We start from the raw sequence: 18,473 nt of genomic DNA, 5'->3' as shown, positions 1-18,473 counted from the left end.
CGCGACCCCCCGTCCGAGGGCGTATGCCATGGTCAAGGGTGGTGTCAGCGGGCTTCGGGGGACTGCTGCGAGGCATGTCATTGTTACTTTACGAGATAATGCCTGTTCGGGGCGTCACTCAAAGTTATGTTTTCCGAAAACAAGGCATGAATCGGTCTCGACCCGGCACACTTGGAATCTATCCACCCGCGTCCAGAGCGGGACAAAAGGGGAGAGAATCCGTGGAAAGCACTAGTGAGCGTCTGTTGACCCCCGGTGAGGTAGCGGCCCTGTTCCGGGTAGACCCCAAGACGGTCACCCGGTGGGCGGCCGCCGGCCGGATCAGCAGCATCCGTACTCCGGGGGGCCACCGACGGTTCCGCGAGTCCGAGGTGCACGCGCTGCTGCGCGGAGACGAGCCGCTGGCGGAGGTCCGCTAGTCACCCACCGGCCCCGGCGGGGTTCCGGGACCGGTGGACTCCTCGGGCAGATTCGCCTTCCACTCCTCGAACTGCAGGCGCAGGGCCTCGTCATCACGCCGCCACCGCTCACGCATTCCGGCCAGTTCCTCCTCGGTGCGCGCCTTCTCGGCGAACCGCTCGTAGTCGGGATCGTCCGGGCCGATCTCCACGTAGGCCTGCACGATCTCGTCCGACTCGGTGAGCTCGCCGTGCGGCACGAGAAGCCTCCCGTTGGCGAGTCTGATCACGTACATCCTCGTACCCCTCAGATTCCGTACCGGCGGTTGAAGAAGAGCATCACGTCGAGTGCCAGGCGGATGTTGCCGCCCAGCATGTCGACGAGGGCGGGACGCTGGTGCGAGGCGATGGCGGCGAAGGCGTCGGCGAAGAATTCGCGCCTTCCGAGCACACCCTTCTGGTGATGGAAGTCGCTCTGCAGGAATGGCACGCAGGCGATATAGAGCCGCTGGAAGTCGTCTCCGTCGGAGACCCATCCGTTCTCGGGATCGTCCACGTCGTCCAAGGCGTGGCCGATCTCGTGCATCATCACATCCGGGGTGGGGGACGGACGGTCCCCCACCACCACCTTGCGGTTGCCGTAGGCGCCCGCGCAGATGTCCCACGTGGCGCGCCCCGAGGGCAGGCTCCTGCCCTTGAGAGCGCCCATGTCGTCCAGATCGGGCACTCCGCCGGGTCCGACGTAGATGCCGTCGAGCCCGACCGCCAGTTTCAGCTTCAGCCGCTCCGGGAGCATGGCGAGGCTCTCCACCGCCCGGATCACCTCGGGCGGCGGAGAGCCTTCGGCGAGGTCCCACTGGCGGTGCAGGATCGACTCCAGCGGGCCGCAGTGCAGCCTGCCGTCCCCGCCCCAGGGATGGTCCGGGGAGTGCGGAGGGACCCGGAAGGACTTCTCGGGCTCCTCCGGCGACTCGTCCAGCTCGTAGGCGCTGTAGTCGCGGCCCGCCGCGCGGAACCGCCCGCCCTGGTCCCTGGGCTGGGACTCCCGGGGCCGCACCTCGGTGAGCGAGACCCGCGGGGACGTGTCGGCGGATCTCCGGTGTCGACCCCAGCGCATGGCCTTCTCCCGCTCCTCATGGACACTTCCATCCATTCAAGCGTGAAAAGGCACAAGATCACATTAAACGTCGGCGTAGGAGTGCAGGCCTTCGAGGAAGATGTTCACGCCGACCAGGTTGAACAGCAGCGCCGCGTAGCCGACGGTGGCCACGACCGCCGCCTTGCGACCCTTCCAGCCCGCGGTCGCCCGCGCGTGCAGGTAGCCGGCGTAGATGGCGAAGACGATGAACGACCAGGTCTCCTTGGGGTCCCAGCCCCAGTAGCGGCCCCAGGCCTCGTCCGCCCAGATCGCGCCCGCGATGATGGAGAACGTCCAGACCGGGAAGACGAACATGGTCGCCTTGTAGGCGAGGTCGTCCAGGACCGTGGAGCCGGGCAGCCGGTCGAGGAAGCCCTCCTTGGCCTTCTCCTCGTGCCGGGCCTTGGCCAGGTAGAGCAGCGTGGCCACGAAGCCGACGGTGAACCCGCCGGAGGAGACGATCGCGGCGCCGACGTGGATGGCGATCCAGTAGGACTTCAGCGCCGGGACCAGCTCGCCGGGCGCCTGGTAGAGCCAGATGGTGGCCGCGCCCAGGCCCAGCACCACGGCGAGCATGACGAACGCGCCCAGGTAGCGCGCCTTGTTGCGGATCATCAGCACCAGGAAGCCCGCCACCGCGGCCAGGCAGATCGCCACCACGAACTCGTACATGTTGCCCCACGGCCAGCGGGAGACCGACAGGCCGCGGGAGACCACGCCGCCGGCGTGCAGCAGCCAGCCGAACACCGTGATGACCACGGCGAACCGGCCCCAGTCGCGGCGCGGGGCGGCGGCGGGTTCGGCGCCGTCGTCGGCGCTCCCCTCCACCGGGGCGCCCGCGCCGACGAGTTCCTTGGCCCGCGCCTTCGCCGGGCGGGGGGTGAAGGCCAGGTCCGCCGCGTAGCCCAGCATCGCCACCACGTACAGCAGGACCGCGCCGAGCAACATGTTGTTGCTCAGGTCGGCGAGTTCGGTGTCGACCACCGTGTCACTCCTTGATCGTTCCGGCGGAGGCCGGTTCCGGCTCCGGTTCCGGTTCCTCGGGGCGCAGTTCGCGCAGCAGGTCGTCGAACTCGACGGTGGGGGTACCCAGGGTGAGGCCGCCGACCTCGACCACCGTACGCCCGTCCTCTCCGGCGCTCGCACGGACCCACACCCTGCGGCGCCGGGTCATCAGCGAGACGACCAGGCCCGCGACCGCCAGCGAGGCGGCGACCAGCGCCGGGACGCGTCCGGGGTCGTGGGTGACGGTCAGCGAGGCGTACTCCTTGAAGCCGGTGAAGGTGATCTCGCCCGCCCCGTCCGGCAGCTTCAGCGTCTCGCCGACGCCCATCGCCCTGCGCTCGACCTTCACCATCTCCAGCTTCTCGGCGTCCAGCTCGTACACCGACTGGGGGTCGCCCGAGTCCATGTTGAGGTCGCCCTTGAAGGCGCCGACCACCGCGACCATCGGGTTCAGCGGGCCGGGGAAGGAGGAGAAGACCGAGGAGCCGTCCGGCGTGGGCGCGGCGGTGGGCCAGAACATCATCTGGAAGCCCAGCTGCTGAGGCTCGGCGTCGGGGGCCTTGATGACGCCCTCGGAGGCGAGGTTGGCCGAGTCCATCGGCAGGAACTGGACCGCGTCGTCGAAGACGACGTTCCCCCTGCCGTCGGTGACCTTGAAGGTCGGGGCGTAGCCGTGGCCCAGCAGGTAGACCTTCGCCCCGCTCACCTCCAGCGGGTGGTTCACCCTGACCGTCTCGGAGCGCTCGGCGGCGCCGGGCCTCTCGCGGTACGTCATCCTCGCGGTGAACTCCCTGGCCTGGCCGACCTGCTCGCCCGAGGAGACGAAGTCGACCTCGAAGTCGTCCAGGGTCACCTGGAACGGCGCGAGGTCGTCGGGGTCGACCATGTGCCCGGGGTGGTACTCGCCGTAGTACGCCACCGAGTTGGAGAAGCCGGTGTCCTCGGTCAGCAGCAGGTTGCCCCGGTAGCCGAACATCGCGCCGAGGCCGACGGCGAAGAGCAGCGCCAGCAGCGACAGGTGGAAGACCAGGTTGCCCGCCTCGTGCAGGTAGCCCTTCTCCGCGGCGAGCGAACCGTCGTCCGCGACCGTGCGGAACCGCCGCTTGCGCAGCGCCTGGCGGGCCTGCTCCAGCACCTGCTCGGGCGTCTCGTCGGAGCGGAACTCCGCGCTCTGCGGCAGCCGCCCGAACCGCTTGGGCGCGGCCGGCGGCCGGGACCGCACGTTCTGCAGGAGCTGCCAGGAGCGCGGCAGGACGCAGCCCGCCAGCGAGACGAACAGCAGCAGGTAGATCGCCGCGAACCACGGCGCGGCGAACACGTCGAACAGCGACAGCCGGTCCAGCCAGGGCGCGAGCGTCTCGTGCTCCTCGAAGTACTGGACGACCCGCTCCGGCGACTGGCCCCGCTGGGGGAAGATCGAGCCCGGCACCGAGGCCAGCGCCACCAGGAAGAGCAGGATCAGCGCCGTCCGCATGGACGTCAGCTGCCGCCAGCCCCAGCGCAGCCACCCTGTCAGACCCATCTAGATCACCGTCCCGAAGCTGCCGATCCACACCCGCAGCTCGTTGTTCAACTCGGTCCACAGCCCGGTGACCAGCAGTACCCCGATCAGGACGAGCATGCCGCCGCCCAGCCGCATCACCAGCCGGTAGTGGCGTTTCACCCACCCGAAGACGGTGAGCGCCTTACGGTACGCCAGCGCCGTGAGCAGAAACGGCAGGCCCAGGCCCAGGCAGTAGAAGAAGGAGAGCACCCCGCCGCGCACCGGGGTCGCCTCGTACAGGGCGAGCGACTGGATGGCGGTCAGCGTGGGGCCGATGCACGGCGTCCAGCCCAGCCCGAACAGCAGCCCCAGCAGGGGGGCGCCCGCCAGCCCCGGATCGGGCAGCCTGGCGGATTTGAAGGTGCGCTGCAGGTTGACGAAGAAGCCCATGAACAGCAGGCCCATGCCGATCGTGACCACGCCCAGGACCCGGGTGATCACTTCCTCGTAGGACTTCAGCCAGTGGCCGAGCCCGCCGAACACGAACCCGTAGGCCATGAACACCAGCGTGAAGCCCAGGACGAACAGCGCGACGCCCGTCACGAGCCCGCCCCTGCGCCGCTCGGCCAGGTCCTCGCCGGTCATGCCCGTCACGTACGACAGGTAGCCGGGGACCAGCGGCAGCACGCAGGGGCTGAGGAAGGAGACCATGCCCGCCAGCGCCGCCAGCGGCAGCGCGAGCGCCAGCGTGCCGCTGGTGATGGTCTCCTCGACTCCCGCGGCGAGGATCATTTCTCCGCGACGATCTTCGCCAGGGCCGGATCGAGCCGGGACTTGTGCACGATGCCCGGGAACTGCACCGCGACCCGGCCCTCGCGGTCCAGGATCAGGGTGGTCGGCAGCGCGCTCGGGTTCACCGAGGAGAAGGAGTGGGTGATCTTGCCTTCGGGGTCGAAGAGGCTCGGGTAGGTGCTGCCGTACTTGCGCACGAACGCCTTGGCGCCGTCCCTGGTGTCCTTGATGTCGACGCCGAGGAACGCCACCTCGTCCTTGTTCTCCTGGTAGGTCGCCTCCAGCGCCGGCGCCTCGGCACGGCACGGACCGCACCAGGACGCCCAGAAGTTGACGACCACGACCTTGCCCTCGTAGGAGGCCAGGTCGAGCGGTTCGCCCTCCAGGGTCTCGCCCGCGACCGCGGCGGCGGGCGAGCGGCGGTCGCCGGCCGGGATCGGCTCACCCGGTTCGGCAGCCGTACCGCCTCCGGAACAACCAGCGGCCAGCATCAGCGCGGCGGCCGCCAGGAGGGCGGGCGCGACGGCACGGCGGATCATCAGGGGTACTCCTCATGCACTACGAGCTGTAGTACGTGACTGTACCCGGGCTCAGGCGCCCGGGATGCTCGGGTGCCTGACCAGATGGGCGGCCGGTTCGGCGTACTCCACCCGGACCAGCGCCTCGCCCTCGAAGACGAGGCTGGTGACGCTGGCCAGGCCGCACTGGCGGCGGCGCGGGTCGTGCCACAGCCGCACCCCCTCGGCGAGCCTGCGCGCGGTGTAGATCGGCAGCTGGTGGCTGACGCACACCGCCTCCCGGCCGCGCGCGGCCTCCCGGGCCTCCTGGGTGAAGGACCACATGCGGTCCGCGACCTCCTGGAAGGGCTCGCCCCAGGACGGCCGGAACGGGTTGGCGAACCGGCGCCAGACCCGAGGGTCGACCAGCCTTCCCATCCGGAAGACCTCGCCCTCGAACTTGTTGTCGGCCTCGATCAGCCGCATGTCGATCACCGGATCGAGCCCGGTGGCCGCGGCCAGGGGCGCGATCGTCTCCCTCGCCCGGTCCAGCGGCGAGGTGTAGAGCGCGGCGACGTTCCGGCCGGCGAACCAGCCGGCAGCGGCCTTGGCCATCAGATGCCCGTCCTCGCTGAGGTGGAAATCCGGAAGACGGCCGTACAACACGCCTCGGGGGTTGTGGACCTCACCGTGACGCAGGAGATGAACGATGGTGGTCTCAGTCATGGCTGGATCAGGTTACCCTCACGTCCCGGGCAAGCCGGTCTTCTTGGCCGCCGCCCTCGCCGCGTGCGGCAGCGCGTCGGCGATCCGCTCCAGTGCGGCGTCGTCGTGGGCGGCGCTGAGGAACCACACCTCGTAGGAGGAGGGCGGCAGGTAGACGCCGCGGTCGAGCGCCTCGTGGAAGAACGCGGCGTAGGCCGCCGAGTCCTGCTTCTGCGCGTGGGCGAAGTCCATCACGCGCTCCGAGGTGAAGAAGACGGAGAAGAGATTTCCCGCGGCCTGCAGCCGGTGCGGGACGCCCTCCTTCGTCAGCGCCTCGGTCACCCACTGCCCGACCAGGGTCGCCGCCCGGTCGACCTTCGCGTAGACCTCGGGTGTGCAGTTGCGCAGCGTGGCCAGGCCCGCGGCGGTGGCCAGCGGGTTGCCCGACAGGGTGCCCGCCTGGTAGACCGGCCCGGCCGGGGCCAGGTGGTCCATGACCTCGGCGCGGCCGCCGAACGCGGCGGCGGGCAGGCCGCCGCCCATGACCTTGCCGTAGGTGAACAGGTCGGCCGCCACGCCCTCGCGGCCGTACCAGCCCGAGCGGGTGACCCGGAAGCCGGTGAGCACCTCGTCGATGATCAGCAGCGCGCCCGCCTTGTCGCACAGCCGGCGCAGCAGCTGGTTGAACCCGTCGATCGGCGGCACCACGCCCATGTTGGACGGGCACGCCTCGGTGATCACGCAGGCGATCTCGTTGCCGTACTCGGTGAACGCCTCCTCGACCGCGACGGCGTCGTTGTAGGGCAGCACGATCGTGTCGGCCGTGGTGGCGCCGGTGACGCCGGGGGTGTCGGGCAGCCCCAGCGTGACCACGCCGGAGCCGGCCGCGGCCAGCAGCGAGTCGACGTGGCCGTGGTAGCAGCCGGCGAACTTGACGATCTTGGAGCGGCCGGTGAAGCCGCGGGCCAGCCGGATAGCCGACATGGTGGCCTCGGTGCCGGAGTTGACCAGCCTGACCCGCTCCACGGGGGTGCGGGAGACGATCTCCTCGGCCAGCTCCACCTCGCCCTGCGTCGGCGCGCCGTAGGACGTGCCGCGGGCCGCCGCGGCCTGGACCGCCTCGACCACCGCCGGGTGCGCGTGGCCCAGGATCATCGGGCCCCACGAGCAGATCAGGTCCACGTAGGTGGCGCCGTCGGCGTCCGTCAGGTACGGGCCCTGCGCGGATGCCATGAACCGGGGCGTCCCGCCCACCGCCCTGAAGGCCCGCACGGGGGAGTTCACCCCGCCGGGCACCACCTCGCGGGCCCGGTCGAACAGCTGCTGAGATCGCTCGCTGGAAGTCACCCGACCAGTCTGCCACCGCCCGGGCACCGTCCTCGTCCGGGCACCCACCATGATCACGGTGGGTGCCGGGGGAGCGGCGCGCGGCGACCGCGGAGACGCGCCGCGATGCCGGAGCCGACACAATCCGGTAACTACCTTGACCATGAGCCACAATGGCCGGTATCCACCCATGAAGGCGACTTAACGTGCAGGTGTGGCGGGGAAGGGTTGAAGTGACGGAAGGCTGGGCGGTACCGGGGTTCACGCTCGTACGCGAGCTGGGCTCCGATGCCTCCGGGCGGCAGGTACTCGCGACGGACGAGATGACCAGGACCCAGGTCACGATCCGCTACCTGTCCCCCGCGCTGAACAAGGACGACGAGTTCAGCCGGCGGATGAACCGGTTGGCCCAACTGGAGGACGACAACCTCGTCCAGGTCTACGAGCTGGTCACCGCCAAGGACGACCCGGCCGAGGCCGCGGTCGTCTCGGAGTACTTCGAGGGCGTCCCCCTGCGGCGGCTGCTCACCGACCCGCTGGACCCCGAGTCCGCGGTCGTGGTGCTCAGCGACATCCTCCTCGGGCTGGCCGCCGCGCACGGCAAGGACATCACGCACGGCGACTGCTCACCGGACAAGGTGCTCATCGCCCCCGACGGGCGGGCCAAGCTCTCGGACCTGGGCATCGCGGTGCCGCACGGCAAGGGCGCCCCCGCGGGCGACCCCGTCTACCAGGCCCCCGAGCGCTGGCAGGGCGCCCCGCAGAGCCCGCAGACCGACATCTACGCGGCCGCGGGCGTGTTCGTGGAGTGCCTGACCGGGCGGCGGCTGTTCCCCGCCACCTCGATCGGCGCGCTGAACCGGGCGCACAACAACGCCGCGATCCCCGTCATCGACGTGCCGGGACCGCTGCGCTCCCTGGTGCTGCACGGCCTGGCCAAGGAGCCCGGCAACAGGCCCGCGTCGGCCGCCGAGTTCCTCACCGAACTCGACGAGGCGGTCAGTCCCGTCTTCGGCGCCGACTGGGAGAAGCGCGGCCGCGCCCGGGTGCGGGAACTCGCCCAGCGGGCCGCCACCGCGCCCGCCCCGCCGCCCCCGAGCAAGGCGGACGCCCGCACCTCGGCCGCCGCGGCGCCGCCGGACCTCAGCCGCGACCGGCGGCCCCTGGTCTTCGCGGGCGCCGGGATCGCCGCCGTGGTGCTCATCGGCGGCGTCGCCTACGGGCTCAGCGGCTCCGGCGACGACCCCGCCTCCGGCCCGACGGTCTCCCCCTCCCGCCTGGCGGGGACCGCCTCCCCCACCGAGGGGCCGGCCACCTCCTCCCCCGCCACCCCGGCCGCCGAGGAGATCGAAGGCCCCGAGCTGGCCCGGCGGGTCTCCGGCGCGATCACCGACAAGGGCACGTTCACGCTGTCCTTCCGCCGGGTCGCGGGCAAGGAGGTCACCAGCGTCAACGGCGGTGCCAAGGCCGACTCCTACCGGGTCTCGCTCGCGGGCCCCAAGCTGGCCAAGCGGCAGGCGATCGTCCTGGGCGGCGAGGGCTACCTGCAGCAGGGCTCGTCCTGGGTGAAGCTCCCCCTGGGGGACAAGGCCAAGGGCTACGGCGTGCTGGCCGAGCAGGCCCGCTGGGGCACCTCCGCCGACGCGCTGAGCGCCCTGCTGCAGGACGCCGAGACCCTCACCCGCAACGGCAACCGCTGGAGCGGCACCGTGCCCCAGGCGTCCGGCCTGGACGCCGTGGCGCCCGGCTACCGCAAGGCCAAGGCCTCCTTCGAGCTCCAGCTCGGCTCCGGCTGGCTGCCCAAGCACCTCAAGGTGACCATCACCGCCGCGGGCAGGACCAAGGTCGTCACCACCACCGGTTTCTCCAAGTGGGGCGGCAAGCTCACCATCAAGTCCCCCGTGAAGCGCTGAGAGCCCCCGAGGCCCCCCGAGAACGCCGCAGCCCTCCTTCCCCTGGGGAAGGAGGGCTGCGGCGTCTTCTGAGGGCCGGAGCGGCCCGCACGGCCCGTGCGGCGGTCAGTCGACCAGGAACTCCAGCACGCGCAGCGGGTCCGGCAGCGGGGCGTCGTCCGGCGGGCGCACCCAGGTGACCTCGCGTCCGGACGGCAGCACCGACGGGGGCGCGACCACGTAGCTGTTCCGGCAGTGCCAGCGCATGCCCGGGGTGTCGGCCAGGGTCTCGGGCGAGCAGTCCAGATGGCAGGACCACCACTCGTCCTCGTCCTCCGGGGCGCCCCTGGTGGCGACGAAGAACAGGTAGCGCTCGTCGCCGATCGCGGCGACCGGCCCGGCCTCGATCCCGGCGGCCGCCATGGCCGCCATCGCGGCGCGGCCCGTCCCCGCCGGGACGTCGAAGACGTCGAAGACGCGGCCGGTGGGCAGGATCACGTTGGCGTCGGGGCTGACGGCCCACCAGCGGTCGAGCGTCTCGCGCTCGGTGGTCGCCTGGCGCGCCCAGCCCGTCGTGACCGGGTGGGCGCCCGGTCGCGGGCAGCCGATCCGGTCGCACGAGCAGGCCCGGTCGCCCGCGGCCGGCGCCGAGGCGCCCACCACGGTGGCCCAGCCCCGCGCGGCGTACTCCCGCGCCGCCACGACCAGCAGGTTCACGGCGCGCGCGTTGCGAGTGTTACGGGTGTTGCGGGTGTTGCGGGTGACCGCCAACATGTATCGCCCCCCGAAGAGAGAACCGCCTTTCCCCAGATCATGGCGAAAGACGGTGTAAATCTGCGTACCGACCCCCGGATACGGTTCCAAATGACTATACGCAGGTCACCCCGGGCGCGTTCGCCCGGGGTTCGTCAGGGGTTCACCCGCGCGGCACCGGCCTCACAGGCGCCGGGCGACCTCCGTGGCCCAGTAGGTCAGGACGAGGTCGGCGCCGGCCCGCCGGATGGAGACCAGCGACTCGTGGATCGCCCGGTCGCGGTCGATCCAGCCGTGCGCGGCGGCGGCCTCGATCATCGCGTACTCGCCGCTCACCTGGTAGGCGGCGACCGGCACGTCCACCGCGTCCTTCACCTGGCGCACCACGTCGAGGTAGGCGCCGGCGGGCTTGACCATGACGATGTCGGCGCCCTCCTCCAGGTCCAGCCGGATCTCGCGCAGGGACTCCCGTGCGTTGGCCGGATCCTGCTGGTAGGAGGAGCGGTCGCCGAACTGCGGGGCGCACTCGGCGGCGTCGCGGAACGGCCCGTAGAACGCCGAGGCGTACTTGGCCGAGTAGGCCATGACCGGGATGTCCTGGTATCCGGCGCCGTCCAGCGCCGCGCGGATCGCCCGCACCTGGCCGTCCATCATGCCGCTGGGCGCCACCATCCGGGCGCCGGCCTCGGCCTGCGCCACCGCGATGGAGGCGTACCGCTCCAGCGTGGAGTCGTTGTCGACCTCGCCGGACGGGGTGAGCAGGCCGCAGTGGCCGTGCGAGGTGTACTCGTCCAGGCACAGGTCGGTCATCAGGACCACCGCGTCGCCCAGGTCGGCCGACAGGTCCCGCAGCGCGCGCTGCATGACGCCCTGCGGGTCGTCGGCGGCCGAGCCCCGCTCGTCCTTGACCTCGGGGATGCCGAACAGGATCAGCCCGCCGACCCCCGCCTCGGCCGCCTCGTGGGCGGCCTTGCGGAGGCTGTCGCGGGTGTGCTGGTACACCCCGGGCATCGAGGAGACCTCGGCGGGCTCGTCGATGCCCTCCTTGACGAACACGGGCAGGACGAGGTCGGCCGGGTTCAGCCGGGTCTCGGCCACCAGCCGCCGCAGCGCGGCCGACCGGCGCAGCCTGCGCGGACGCTCGATCATCATGTGAACCTCTTCTTCCGGGCCCCCCGCCGCATCTGACTGGGCTTGCGCAGCGGCTCGCCCGCCTCGATCTGGGCGGCTCTCCGCTTCGCACCGTACTCCGCCAACGCGACCGCCAGATCCGAGATGGCGGGCTTCTCGGCCATCACGTCGACGCGCAGGCCGTACTCCTCGGCCGTCTTGGCGGTCTGCGGCCCGATGACCGCGATGACCGTCACATTGTGCGGCTTGCCCGCGATGCCGATGAGGTTCTTGACCGTGGAGGAGCTGGTGAACAGCACCGCGTCGAACCCGCCGCCCTTGATCGCCTCGCGGATCGGCTGCGGCGGCGGAGCCGCCCGCACCGTCCGGTAGGCGGTGACGTCGTCGCACTCCCAGCCCAGCTCGGTCAGGCCGGAGATCAGCCGGTCGGTCGCGATGTCGGCGCGCGGCAGCAGCACCCGGTTGATCGGGTCGAGGTCCTCGTCGTAGGGCGGCCAGATCTCCACCAGCCCCTCACCGGACTGGTTGACCGGCGGCATGAGGTCGGGCTGCACGCCGAACTCCACCAGCGACGCCGCCGTCTGGTCGCCGACCGCGGCGACCTTCAGGCCGGCGAAGGCGCGGGCGTCCAGGCCGTACTCGGCGAACTTCTCCCGTACCGCCTTCACCGCGTTGACCGAGGTGAAGACCACCCACTCGTAGCGGCCGGTGACCAGGCCCTTGATGGCGCGGTCCATCTGCTGCGGGGTGCGCGGCGGCTCGACCGAGATGGTGGGCACCTCCTGGGGCACCGCGCCGTAGGCGCGCAGCTGCTCCGACAGGTCGGCGGCCTGCTCCTTGGTGCGCGGCACCAGCACCCGCCAGCCGAACAGCGCCTTGGTCTCGAACCAGGACAGCTTCTCCCGCCAGTTCACCACGTCGCCGACCACGATCAGCGCCGGGGCGTCCATGCCCTTGGACTCGGCGTACAGCCGGTTGAGCGTGGTCACCACCGTCTCCTGCTCGGTGGTGCTGCCCAGGCTGGTGTAGGCGGCCGGGGTGGAGTCCTTGCGGCCCGCGGCGATCAGCCGCTTGGCCACCTCGCTCACCTGGCCCTCGGCGCCCAGCACGACCAGGGTGGCCTCGCCCGCCGCGGCGGCCGTCCAGTCCACCCCGCCGTCGGCCACGTCGATCACCCGCACCTCGCGGGTCCGCTCGTCGCGCAGCGGGATGCCCGCGTACTGCGGCACCGCCGTCACCGCGGACACCCCGGGGACGACCTCGAAGGCGATGCCCTCCTCGGCGCACGCGGCGGCCTCCCGCGCCGCCCTGCCGCCGAGCCCGGAGTCCCCGGAGATCAGCCGCACCACCGCGCCGTCGCGGGCCGCCGACAACACCAGCTTGACCGCGTCGCGCTCGTCGGCGTCGACGACCTCGGCCTCGGGACGGCAGTGCCGGAGCACCTCCGCGGGGCAGCTCGAACGGTTCACCACGACCGTGTCCGCGCGGCCCAGCGCCTCGGCTCCGCGCAGTGTCAGCAGGCCGGGATCGCCCGGTCCGAGACCTACGAAAGTGACGGTCATGGTCCCTCCATCAGCTTGTCGGCCCCCTGCTCGAAGAGCCGGGCCGCGAGCTCGCGACCCAGTTCCGCGGCGTGTTCGGGGTGGCCGCTCGCGGAGAGCCTGATCTGGCGGGTGCCGTCCAGCGACACGACGGTGGCCGTCAGGCTCAGTACTTCGTTCTCCACCTGTGCGAACGCTCCCACCGGCGCGGAACATCCCGCCTCGAGCACCGCCAGGACGGCGCGCTCGGCGGTGACGGCCGCCCGGGTGGCCGGGTCGTCCAGCACCCGCAGCAGTTCGATCAGCTCGGCGTCGTCGGCGCGGCACTCCACCGCCAGCGCGCCCTGGCCGGGCGCGGGCAGCATCTGCTCGGGCTCGAAGAGCTCGCCGACCAGCTCGGTGCGGCCGATCCGGGTCAGGCCCGCGTTGGCCAGCACCACCGCGTCCAGCTCGCCGTCGGAGACCTTGGCCAGCCGGGTGTCGGCGTTGCCGCGGATCGGCACCACCTCCAGGTCGGGGCGCAGCGCCCGCAGCTGGGCGACACGGCGGGGCGAACCGGTGCCGACCCGCGCGCCCGCGGGCAGCTCCGACAGCTTGCCGGGGCCGCACAGCGCGTCGCGGTGGTCGTGGCGCGGCGGCAGCGCGACCAGCTCGATGCCCTCGGCGGGCGTGGTCGGCAGGTCCTTCAGCGAGTGCACGGCGAAGTCGACCGAGCCGGCGAGGATCTCCTCACGCAGCCGGTTGACGAACACGCCGGTGCCGCCGATCTGGGCGAGCAGCGCCTTGTTGACGTCGCCCTCGGTGGTGATGCCGACCAGTTCCACGGGCCGTCCCGTGGCCGCGGTCAGCGCGTCGGCGACCATCCCGGACTGGGTCATCGCCAGCAGGCTCTTGCGGGTGGCCAGCTTCAGAGTGCTCACGCCTTGCTCCGTTCCTGCCGCTCCGTGCCCTTGCCCGCGGGCAGGTCGGCGCGGGTCACGGCCTGAGGTGCCGTGGGGTCGAGGTCGAAGAGCTCGCGCAGCGCGTCGGCGTAGGAGTCGCCGCCGGGAGCGGCGGCGAGTTCCTTGACCCGGACGGTCGGCGCGTGCAGCAGCTTGTCGGCCACCCGCCGGACGGTCATCGCGAGTTCGTGTTCGGTCTTGGGGTCGAGGTCGGGGAGCCTGGCGCGCAACCGCGTCAGCTCCAGGTCCACCACCTCGGCGGCCTTGCTGCGCAGCGCGACCACGGTCGGCGCCACGGCGGCGGCGCGGGCGGCGGACAGGAAGGCCGCCACCTCGTCCGCGACGATCTGCCGGACCGCCTCCACCGCCTCGGGGCCGATGGCCCGCGCCGCCTCCTCGGCGGTGCGCAGGTCGTCCAGGGAGGCCAGGCCGGTGCCCTCGACGTCCCGCACCGCGGGGTCGACGTCGCGCGGCAGGGCGAGGTCGAGGATGAAGCGGCGCCCGGGGACCAGCTGCTCCCGGGCGATCACCTGCCCGGCTCCGGTGCAGGAGACGATCAGGTCGGCGGAGTTGAGCTCGCCGGCGAGGTCCTCCAGCCGCAGCGGGCGGGCCGGGACGCCGACGGTGCGGGCCGACTCGGCCAGCCGCTCGGCCTTGTCGTACGTGCGGTTGGCGACCGTGATCTCCGCGACGCCGGCCCGGGCCAGGGTGGCCACGGCCAGGCCGCTCATCGCGCCCGCCCCGATCACCAGGGCGCGGGACTGGGACAGGTCGCCCAGATGGCCCGCGGCGACCTGGAGGCCGACGCTGACCAGCGAGGCGCCCGCCTGGTCGATGCCGGTGTCCGAGTGCGCCCGTTTGCCGACGCGCAGCGCCCGCTGGACCACCTCATGCAGGGTGCGCCCGATGGTGCCCTCGGCCTGCGCCAACCGGAACGCCGAGCGGATCTGGCCGAGGATCTGGCCCTCGCCCACGACCATCGACTCCAGGCCGCAGGCGACGGTGAAGGCGTGCTGGACCGCGCGGTCCTCGTAGTGCACGTACAGGTGCCGGGACAGCTCCTCCAGCGGCACCCCCGAGTGCCGGGCGAGTGATTCGGAGACCAGCTGGACGCCGCCGTGGAACTTGTCCACCGAGGCGTACACCTCGACCCTGTTGCAGGTCGAGACGATCATCACCTCGCTGACGGCGTCGTGGATCTCGTGCAGCAGCTTGACCAGGTCGTCACCCGTGATCGACGTCTGCTCCAGCAGCGCGACGGGGGCCGACCGGTGGCTCAGACCGACGACTAGCAGGCTCATGGATGTACCTCGATGTACTCCTCATGCGGTCCGCCGGCCTTACGCTGCTCGTGGAACGCGAGGATCTGCAGCTCGATCGACAGGTCGACCTTGCGGACGTCGACGCCCTCGGGGACGGTGAGGACGACGGGGGCGAAATTGAGCACGCTGGTGACCCCGGCGGCGACCACCCGGTCGCACACCGCCTGGGCAGCCGCCGCGGGGGTCGCGATGACGGCGATGGACACGCCCTGGTCCTTGATGATGGTCTCCAGCTTGTCTGTGTGCTCCACGGTGAGCCCGGAGATGCGCTCGCCGACGATGGAGGAGTCGGCGTCGAGCAGTCCGGCCACCCGGAATCCCCTGGAAGCGAACCCGCCGTAACCGGCGAGGGCCCGGCCCAGGTTACCCACCCCGATGATGGCCACCACCCAGTCCTGGGTGAGACCGAGTTCACGTGAGATCTGGTACACGAGGTACTCAACCTCGTACCCGACTCCGCGTGTGCCATACGAGCCGAGGTGGGACAGGTCTTTACGCAGCTTGGCGGAGTTGACGCCGGCGGCCGCCGCCAGCTCCTCGGAGGAGACCGTCGCGACGCCCCGGTCCTTCAGGCCCTGCAGGGCCCGCAGGTAGACGGGCAGCCGCGCCACGGTGGCCTCGGGGATCCCCTTGGCGGAGTCCTTGAGGGCCCTCGCGTTCGTCTGCCGGGGACTCATCGCGGTGGCACGGCCTCTCTGCGCGGCCTCCCACCGGGAGAGGCGTAGTTTCCCTCAGGTTAACCCCGTTGTGAACGAATGCACAAAGTCCGTGAACGGGGTTCTCCGCCGATCCCCCAGCTAGCGGGCCGGTGCGGGGGTGAGCTGTGACAAACGAGACATCATTTTCGGCGTCCGGCTGTGGTCACCGCTCCGCGAGCGCCCGGCGCAGCCGCTGCTCGTCGACCCGCCAGAAGTCGATCTGCCTGCCGTCGACCAGGGTCACCGGGATGTGGTCGTGGTACTCGTGCAGCAGCCGCTCGTCCCGGGTGATGTCCTTCTCCTCCCACGGCTCGCCGGCGTCCGCGGCCACCCGCGCGATGACCGCGCGGGCGTCGTCGCACAGGTGGCAGCCGGGGCGGGACAGCAGCGTGATCATCGCAGCACCGGGAGGCTGCCGCCGGTCAGCTTCAGGTCGATCACGTTGGTGGCCAGCACGTGGGTGCGGCTCTCGGCCTGGAAGCGGTGCACGTACGGGCGGCCCTGGTGCTCGTCGAACGCCTCGCGGTCGCGGAAGAGCTGGTAGGAGATGCGCTGGGTCGGCGCGCCCTCCACCTCGTGGCAGGTGAAGATCAGGATGCCCGGCTCGGCCTGCACCGCCTGGCCGATGAGCTGGTTGACCTGCCGGTCGAAGGCCTGCTCCCGGCCGTCCAGCAGGGTGTAGACCACCATCTGGCCGTAGGGGCCCATGATCCGGGAGGGCTGCGGCGGAGGGGGCGGGGCGAACCAGTCGTCGCCGACCACCGGGCCCGGCAGCTGCGTCGTGGGCGGGCCCTGCTGCGGCACGGGCTGCTGCGGCGGCAGGGGCGGCAGCGGCCGGGAGCCGGTGTGCCGCGGCTGCGGGGGCTGGGGAGGCTGCGGCGGCTCGGGCCGCATCATGCCGTGCGTGTCGGGACGGGCGCGGTGGGAACGCGGCGGCTCGTAGGCCATCTCGTCCTCAGCCTCCTTCTCCTGGATGTCTCGGCGTTCGTTGCGGGATCCACGGGCATCCCTGGAGGCGCGGCCTTCGCGGGCCCCGCCCTGCCTGTCGTTCTCCCGGGACTCCTCATCCTCGTCCGCGCCGTCCGCCGTGTCGACGGTGCGCCAGGCCGCGAACCAGACCAGCCCGGCGGCCGTGGCCAGACCGGTGATCTTCAGCAGGCCCGGGAGGTAGCCGACGGCGACCAGGTCGACCAGGCCCGCGCCCACCGCCACGGCGGAGGGGACCATCAGCTCGTAGGATTCCTTGTCCCGTTTCTGGGAGCGGACCACGGTGGTCACCGCGGCGGCCGCCAGCGCGACGATCACCAGCACCATCGCGCCGGTCAGCAGCCCGTCGGGCAGCAGCCCGTAGGCGTCGCCGGGGTCGGGCACCGCGTCGCCCAGCGCCCCGTTGGGCAGGGGGTCGAAGACGAGGACGACCACCGCGACCAGCGAGTAGGAGATCGCGATCAGCCGGGCGGCGAAGCGGGCCTGCAGCGCCTTGACGCACAGCTCGACCGCGCCGACCGCGATGCAGACCGGGGCCAGCAGCGCCCCGGTGATCGCCATGGTCCGGAAGGTGAGGCCGTTGAAGCCGGCGAACCGCCCGATCGCGACGGCGGCCAGCGCCAGCCCCAGCAGACCGGTGGCCGCGGCCCAGACCCACAGGTGGATCCGGCTGTCCTTCAGGGCGTTCTGCACCAGCAACCCGGCGCCCACTAGGGCTGCCAGGGTCGCCACCAGAGCCAGCATTCCTTCGACCATCGCGCCCCCATGGTGCCCGATGAATGTCACTGAGGCGTACTGGGAGGGCAACTTCTCGTCGTATTTCCCGGCAGGAGGGCGTTGCCCGCCTCCCCGGCGGTACCTAGGGTGAGGTGCGGGAAGCGGTCCGGAGCCGTGATCGTTGTGCGGGACCGGGGGGTCGGGTAGATCTGTACATCAGGGGAAGCAGGCTCGCCGTCAGCGGTTCCGGGCCCAGCGTAGGAAAGACGTGAACATGCGGCACTTCTGGCAACGGCAGGCGACGGATCCGGTCAACGCGGGCAAGGTGGCCGCCGAAGCGGCGGAGACGGTGTCGTGGCCCGCCCCCGACCCCACGGCCGCCGCGTTCTTCGACGTCGACAACACGATGATCCGCGGCGCGTCGATCTACCACTTCGCGCGCGGCCTGGCCAAGCGCAAGCTGTTCACCACCCGCGACCTGGCGATGTTCGCCTGGGGCCAGGCGGCCTTCCGGCTGCGCGGCACCGAGAACACCGAGCACATCGGCAGCGCCCGCGAGGCCGCCCTGTCCTTCGTGGCGGGCATGTCCGTGGACGAGCTCGTCCAGCTCTGCGAGGAGATCTACGACGACGTCATGGCCGACCGGATCTGGCAGGGCACCCGCACCCTGGCCCTGGCCCACCTGGAGGCCGGACAGCAGGTCTGGCTGGTCACCGCCACCCCCGTGGAGATCGCCCGGGTCATCGCCAACCGGCTGGGCCTCACCGGGGCGCTGGGCACCGTCGCCGAGACCGCCGACGGGTACTACACCGGCCGGCTCGTGGGCAGCCTGCTGCACGGGCCCGCCAAGGCCGAGGCGGTCCGCGCCCTGGCCCTCAAGGAGGGCCTCGAACTGGCCAACTGCTCGGCCTACAGCGACTCCCACAACGACCTGCCGATGCTCACCGCGGTCGGGCATCCGCACGCGGTCAACCCCGACGGCGACCTGCGGGAGCGTGCCAAGGCCGACAACTGGCCGGTCCACGACTTCCGCACCGGGCGCAAGGTCACGCTGATCGCGCTGCCCGCGGCCGCCGGGGCGGGCGCGCTCGCGGGCGGGGTGGCCGCCGGCATGGCGCTGCGCCGCCACTACCGCGGCACCGCCTGA

Annotated in this window: 19 protein-coding genes; 3 read left to right on the top strand and 16 right to left on the bottom strand. The window is 71.7% G+C overall.

Annotated features, from left to right (window positions below; genetic code table 11):
- Positions 1–221 precede the first annotated feature (221 nt).
- On the top strand, positions 222–419 hold the full coding sequence (locus tag C2865_RS05805; protein WP_106397192.1) for a BldC family transcriptional regulator: 198 nt from the start codon (positions 222–224) through the stop codon (positions 417–419).
- On the opposite strand, the gene C2865_RS05800 is transcribed toward C2865_RS05805, so the two are convergent.
- From C2865_RS05800 to hemL, 8 genes are all read right to left on the bottom strand, one after another.
- A complete protein-coding gene (locus C2865_RS05800) occupies positions 416–694 on the bottom strand; it encodes a hypothetical protein (protein WP_106397191.1) in 279 nt (92 codons plus the stop codon). The two genes, C2865_RS05805 and C2865_RS05800, sit on opposite strands and share 4 nt — an antisense overlap.
- 11 nt (positions 695–705) lie before the next feature.
- Complete coding sequence (locus C2865_RS05795) at positions 706–1,515, bottom strand: hypothetical protein (protein WP_232835383.1); 810 nt, start codon at positions 1,513–1,515, stop codon at positions 706–708.
- A 63-nt stretch (positions 1,516–1,578) separates the two neighbouring features.
- Positions 1,579–2,520, bottom strand: a complete 942-nt coding sequence (gene ccsB / locus C2865_RS05790; protein WP_232835382.1) for a c-type cytochrome biogenesis protein CcsB — start codon at positions 2,518–2,520, stop codon at positions 1,579–1,581.
- 4 nt (positions 2,521–2,524) lie between these two features.
- Complete coding sequence (resB, locus tag C2865_RS05785; RefSeq protein ID WP_106397190.1) at positions 2,525–4,063, bottom strand: cytochrome c biogenesis protein ResB; 1,539 nt, start codon at positions 4,061–4,063, stop codon at positions 2,525–2,527.
- Complete coding sequence (locus C2865_RS05780) at positions 4,064–4,816, bottom strand: cytochrome c biogenesis CcdA family protein (protein WP_106397189.1); 753 nt, start codon at positions 4,814–4,816, stop codon at positions 4,064–4,066.
- Positions 4,813–5,355: a TlpA family protein disulfide reductase gene (locus C2865_RS05775; protein ID WP_106397188.1), complete on the bottom strand. Its 543-nt coding sequence runs from the start codon at positions 5,353–5,355 to the stop codon at positions 4,813–4,815. Before C2865_RS05775 ends, C2865_RS05780 begins: the two co-directional genes overlap by 4 nt.
- Positions 5,356–5,406: 51 nt before the next feature.
- Entirely contained in the window at positions 5,407–6,039 is a 633-nt protein-coding gene (locus tag C2865_RS05770) for a histidine phosphatase family protein (protein ID WP_106397187.1), read from the bottom strand.
- Between the two features lie 18 nt (positions 6,040–6,057).
- The gene (gene hemL / locus C2865_RS05765) at positions 6,058–7,365 is read right to left on the bottom strand and encodes a glutamate-1-semialdehyde 2,1-aminomutase (protein WP_106397186.1); all 1,308 of its coding nucleotides are present in this window, start codon (positions 7,363–7,365) and stop codon (positions 6,058–6,060) included.
- Between the two features lie 212 nt (positions 7,366–7,577).
- On the opposite strand from hemL, the gene C2865_RS05760 reads away from it, so the two are divergent.
- Positions 7,578–9,257, top strand: coding sequence for a serine/threonine-protein kinase (locus C2865_RS05760; RefSeq protein WP_198652944.1), 1,680 nt, complete (start codon positions 7,578–7,580; stop codon positions 9,255–9,257).
- A 105-nt stretch (positions 9,258–9,362) separates the two neighbouring features.
- On the opposite strand, the gene C2865_RS05755 is transcribed toward C2865_RS05760, so the two are convergent.
- The 8 genes from C2865_RS05755 to C2865_RS41325 all read right to left on the bottom strand — a co-directional run bounded on the left by C2865_RS05755 (position 9,363) and on the right by C2865_RS41325 (position 17,365).
- Positions 9,363–10,010: a bifunctional DNA primase/polymerase gene (locus C2865_RS05755; protein ID WP_106397184.1), complete on the bottom strand. Its 648-nt coding sequence runs from the start codon at positions 10,008–10,010 to the stop codon at positions 9,363–9,365.
- 162 nt (positions 10,011–10,172) lie between these two features.
- Positions 10,173–11,141 carry a porphobilinogen synthase gene (gene hemB / locus C2865_RS05750; RefSeq protein WP_106397183.1) on the bottom strand — a complete coding sequence of 323 codons (969 nt, stop codon included), beginning with the start codon at positions 11,139–11,141 and terminating at the stop codon, positions 10,173–10,175.
- Positions 11,138–12,682, bottom strand: a complete 1,545-nt coding sequence (locus C2865_RS05745; RefSeq protein ID WP_106397182.1) for a bifunctional uroporphyrinogen-III C-methyltransferase/uroporphyrinogen-III synthase — start codon at positions 12,680–12,682, stop codon at positions 11,138–11,140. Before C2865_RS05745 ends, hemB begins: the two co-directional genes overlap by 4 nt.
- Positions 12,679–13,581, bottom strand: a complete 903-nt coding sequence (gene hemC, locus C2865_RS05740; RefSeq protein WP_106397181.1) for a hydroxymethylbilane synthase — start codon at positions 13,579–13,581, stop codon at positions 12,679–12,681. Before hemC ends, C2865_RS05745 begins: the two co-directional genes overlap by 4 nt.
- Positions 13,578–14,903 carry a glutamyl-tRNA reductase gene (locus C2865_RS05735; protein ID WP_106397180.1) on the bottom strand — a complete coding sequence of 442 codons (1,326 nt, stop codon included), beginning with the start codon at positions 14,901–14,903 and terminating at the stop codon, positions 13,578–13,580. Before C2865_RS05735 ends, hemC begins: the two co-directional genes overlap by 4 nt.
- A complete protein-coding gene (locus C2865_RS05730) occupies positions 14,900–15,601 on the bottom strand; it encodes a redox-sensing transcriptional repressor Rex (protein WP_106397179.1) in 702 nt (233 codons plus the stop codon). Before C2865_RS05730 ends, C2865_RS05735 begins: the two co-directional genes overlap by 4 nt.
- A 184-nt stretch (positions 15,602–15,785) precedes the next feature.
- Positions 15,786–16,019 carry a glutaredoxin family protein gene (locus C2865_RS05725; protein ID WP_106397178.1) on the bottom strand — a complete coding sequence of 78 codons (234 nt, stop codon included), beginning with the start codon at positions 16,017–16,019 and terminating at the stop codon, positions 15,786–15,788.
- Positions 16,016–17,365 (bottom strand): putative quinol monooxygenase, encoded by a 1,350-nt coding sequence (locus C2865_RS41325; RefSeq protein WP_106397177.1) that lies wholly within the window; start codon positions 17,363–17,365, stop codon positions 16,016–16,018. Before C2865_RS41325 ends, C2865_RS05725 begins: the two co-directional genes overlap by 4 nt.
- 235 nt (positions 17,366–17,600) lie before the next feature.
- On the opposite strand from C2865_RS41325, the gene C2865_RS05715 reads away from it, so the two are divergent.
- On the top strand, positions 17,601–18,473 hold the full coding sequence (locus C2865_RS05715) for an HAD family hydrolase (RefSeq protein ID WP_106397176.1): 873 nt from the start codon (positions 17,601–17,603) through the stop codon (positions 18,471–18,473).

Origin of the sequence: Actinocorallia populi, from assembly GCF_002995495.1 — a bacterium.
Classification (GTDB): Bacteria; Actinomycetota; Actinomycetes; order Streptosporangiales; family Streptosporangiaceae; genus Actinocorallia; species Actinocorallia populi.
The sequence above is the reverse complement of the archived record's forward strand: the minus strand, read 5'-3'. Positions and strand labels throughout refer to the sequence as shown.

Coding starts and splice junctions, on each gene's coding strand:
- hemB (WP_106397183.1), bottom strand. CDS start 11,141: ATGATGATCGAGCGTCCGCGCAGGCTGCGCCGGTCGGCCGCGCTGCGG.
- C2865_RS05795 (WP_232835383.1), bottom strand. CDS start 1,515: ATGCGCTGGGGTCGACACCGGAGATCCGCCGACACGTCCCCGCGGGTC.
- C2865_RS05735 (WP_106397180.1), bottom strand. CDS start 14,903: ATGAGCCTGCTAGTCGTCGGTCTGAGCCACCGGTCGGCCCCCGTCGCG.
- C2865_RS05715 (WP_106397176.1), top strand. CDS start 17,601: ATGCGGCACTTCTGGCAACGGCAGGCGACGGATCCGGTCAACGCGGGC.
- C2865_RS05780 (WP_106397189.1), bottom strand. CDS start 4,816: ATGATCCTCGCCGCGGGAGTCGAGGAGACCATCACCAGCGGCACGCTG.
- C2865_RS05770 (WP_106397187.1), bottom strand. CDS start 6,039: ATGACTGAGACCACCATCGTTCATCTCCTGCGTCACGGTGAGGTCCAC.
- C2865_RS05725 (WP_106397178.1), bottom strand. CDS start 16,019: ATGATCACGCTGCTGTCCCGCCCCGGCTGCCACCTGTGCGACGACGCC.
- resB (WP_106397190.1), bottom strand. CDS start 4,063: ATGGGTCTGACAGGGTGGCTGCGCTGGGGCTGGCGGCAGCTGACGTCC.
- C2865_RS05745 (WP_106397182.1), bottom strand. CDS start 12,682: ATGACCGTCACTTTCGTAGGTCTCGGACCGGGCGATCCCGGCCTGCTG.
- C2865_RS05775 (WP_106397188.1), bottom strand. CDS start 5,355: ATGATCCGCCGTGCCGTCGCGCCCGCCCTCCTGGCGGCCGCCGCGCTG.
- C2865_RS41325 (WP_106397177.1), bottom strand. CDS start 17,365: ATGGTCGAAGGAATGCTGGCTCTGGTGGCGACCCTGGCAGCCCTAGTG.
- C2865_RS05730 (WP_106397179.1), bottom strand. CDS start 15,601: ATGAGTCCCCGGCAGACGAACGCGAGGGCCCTCAAGGACTCCGCCAAG.
- C2865_RS05800 (WP_106397191.1), bottom strand. CDS start 694: ATGTACGTGATCAGACTCGCCAACGGGAGGCTTCTCGTGCCGCACGGC.
- C2865_RS05755 (WP_106397184.1), bottom strand. CDS start 10,010: ATGTTGGCGGTCACCCGCAACACCCGCAACACCCGTAACACTCGCAAC.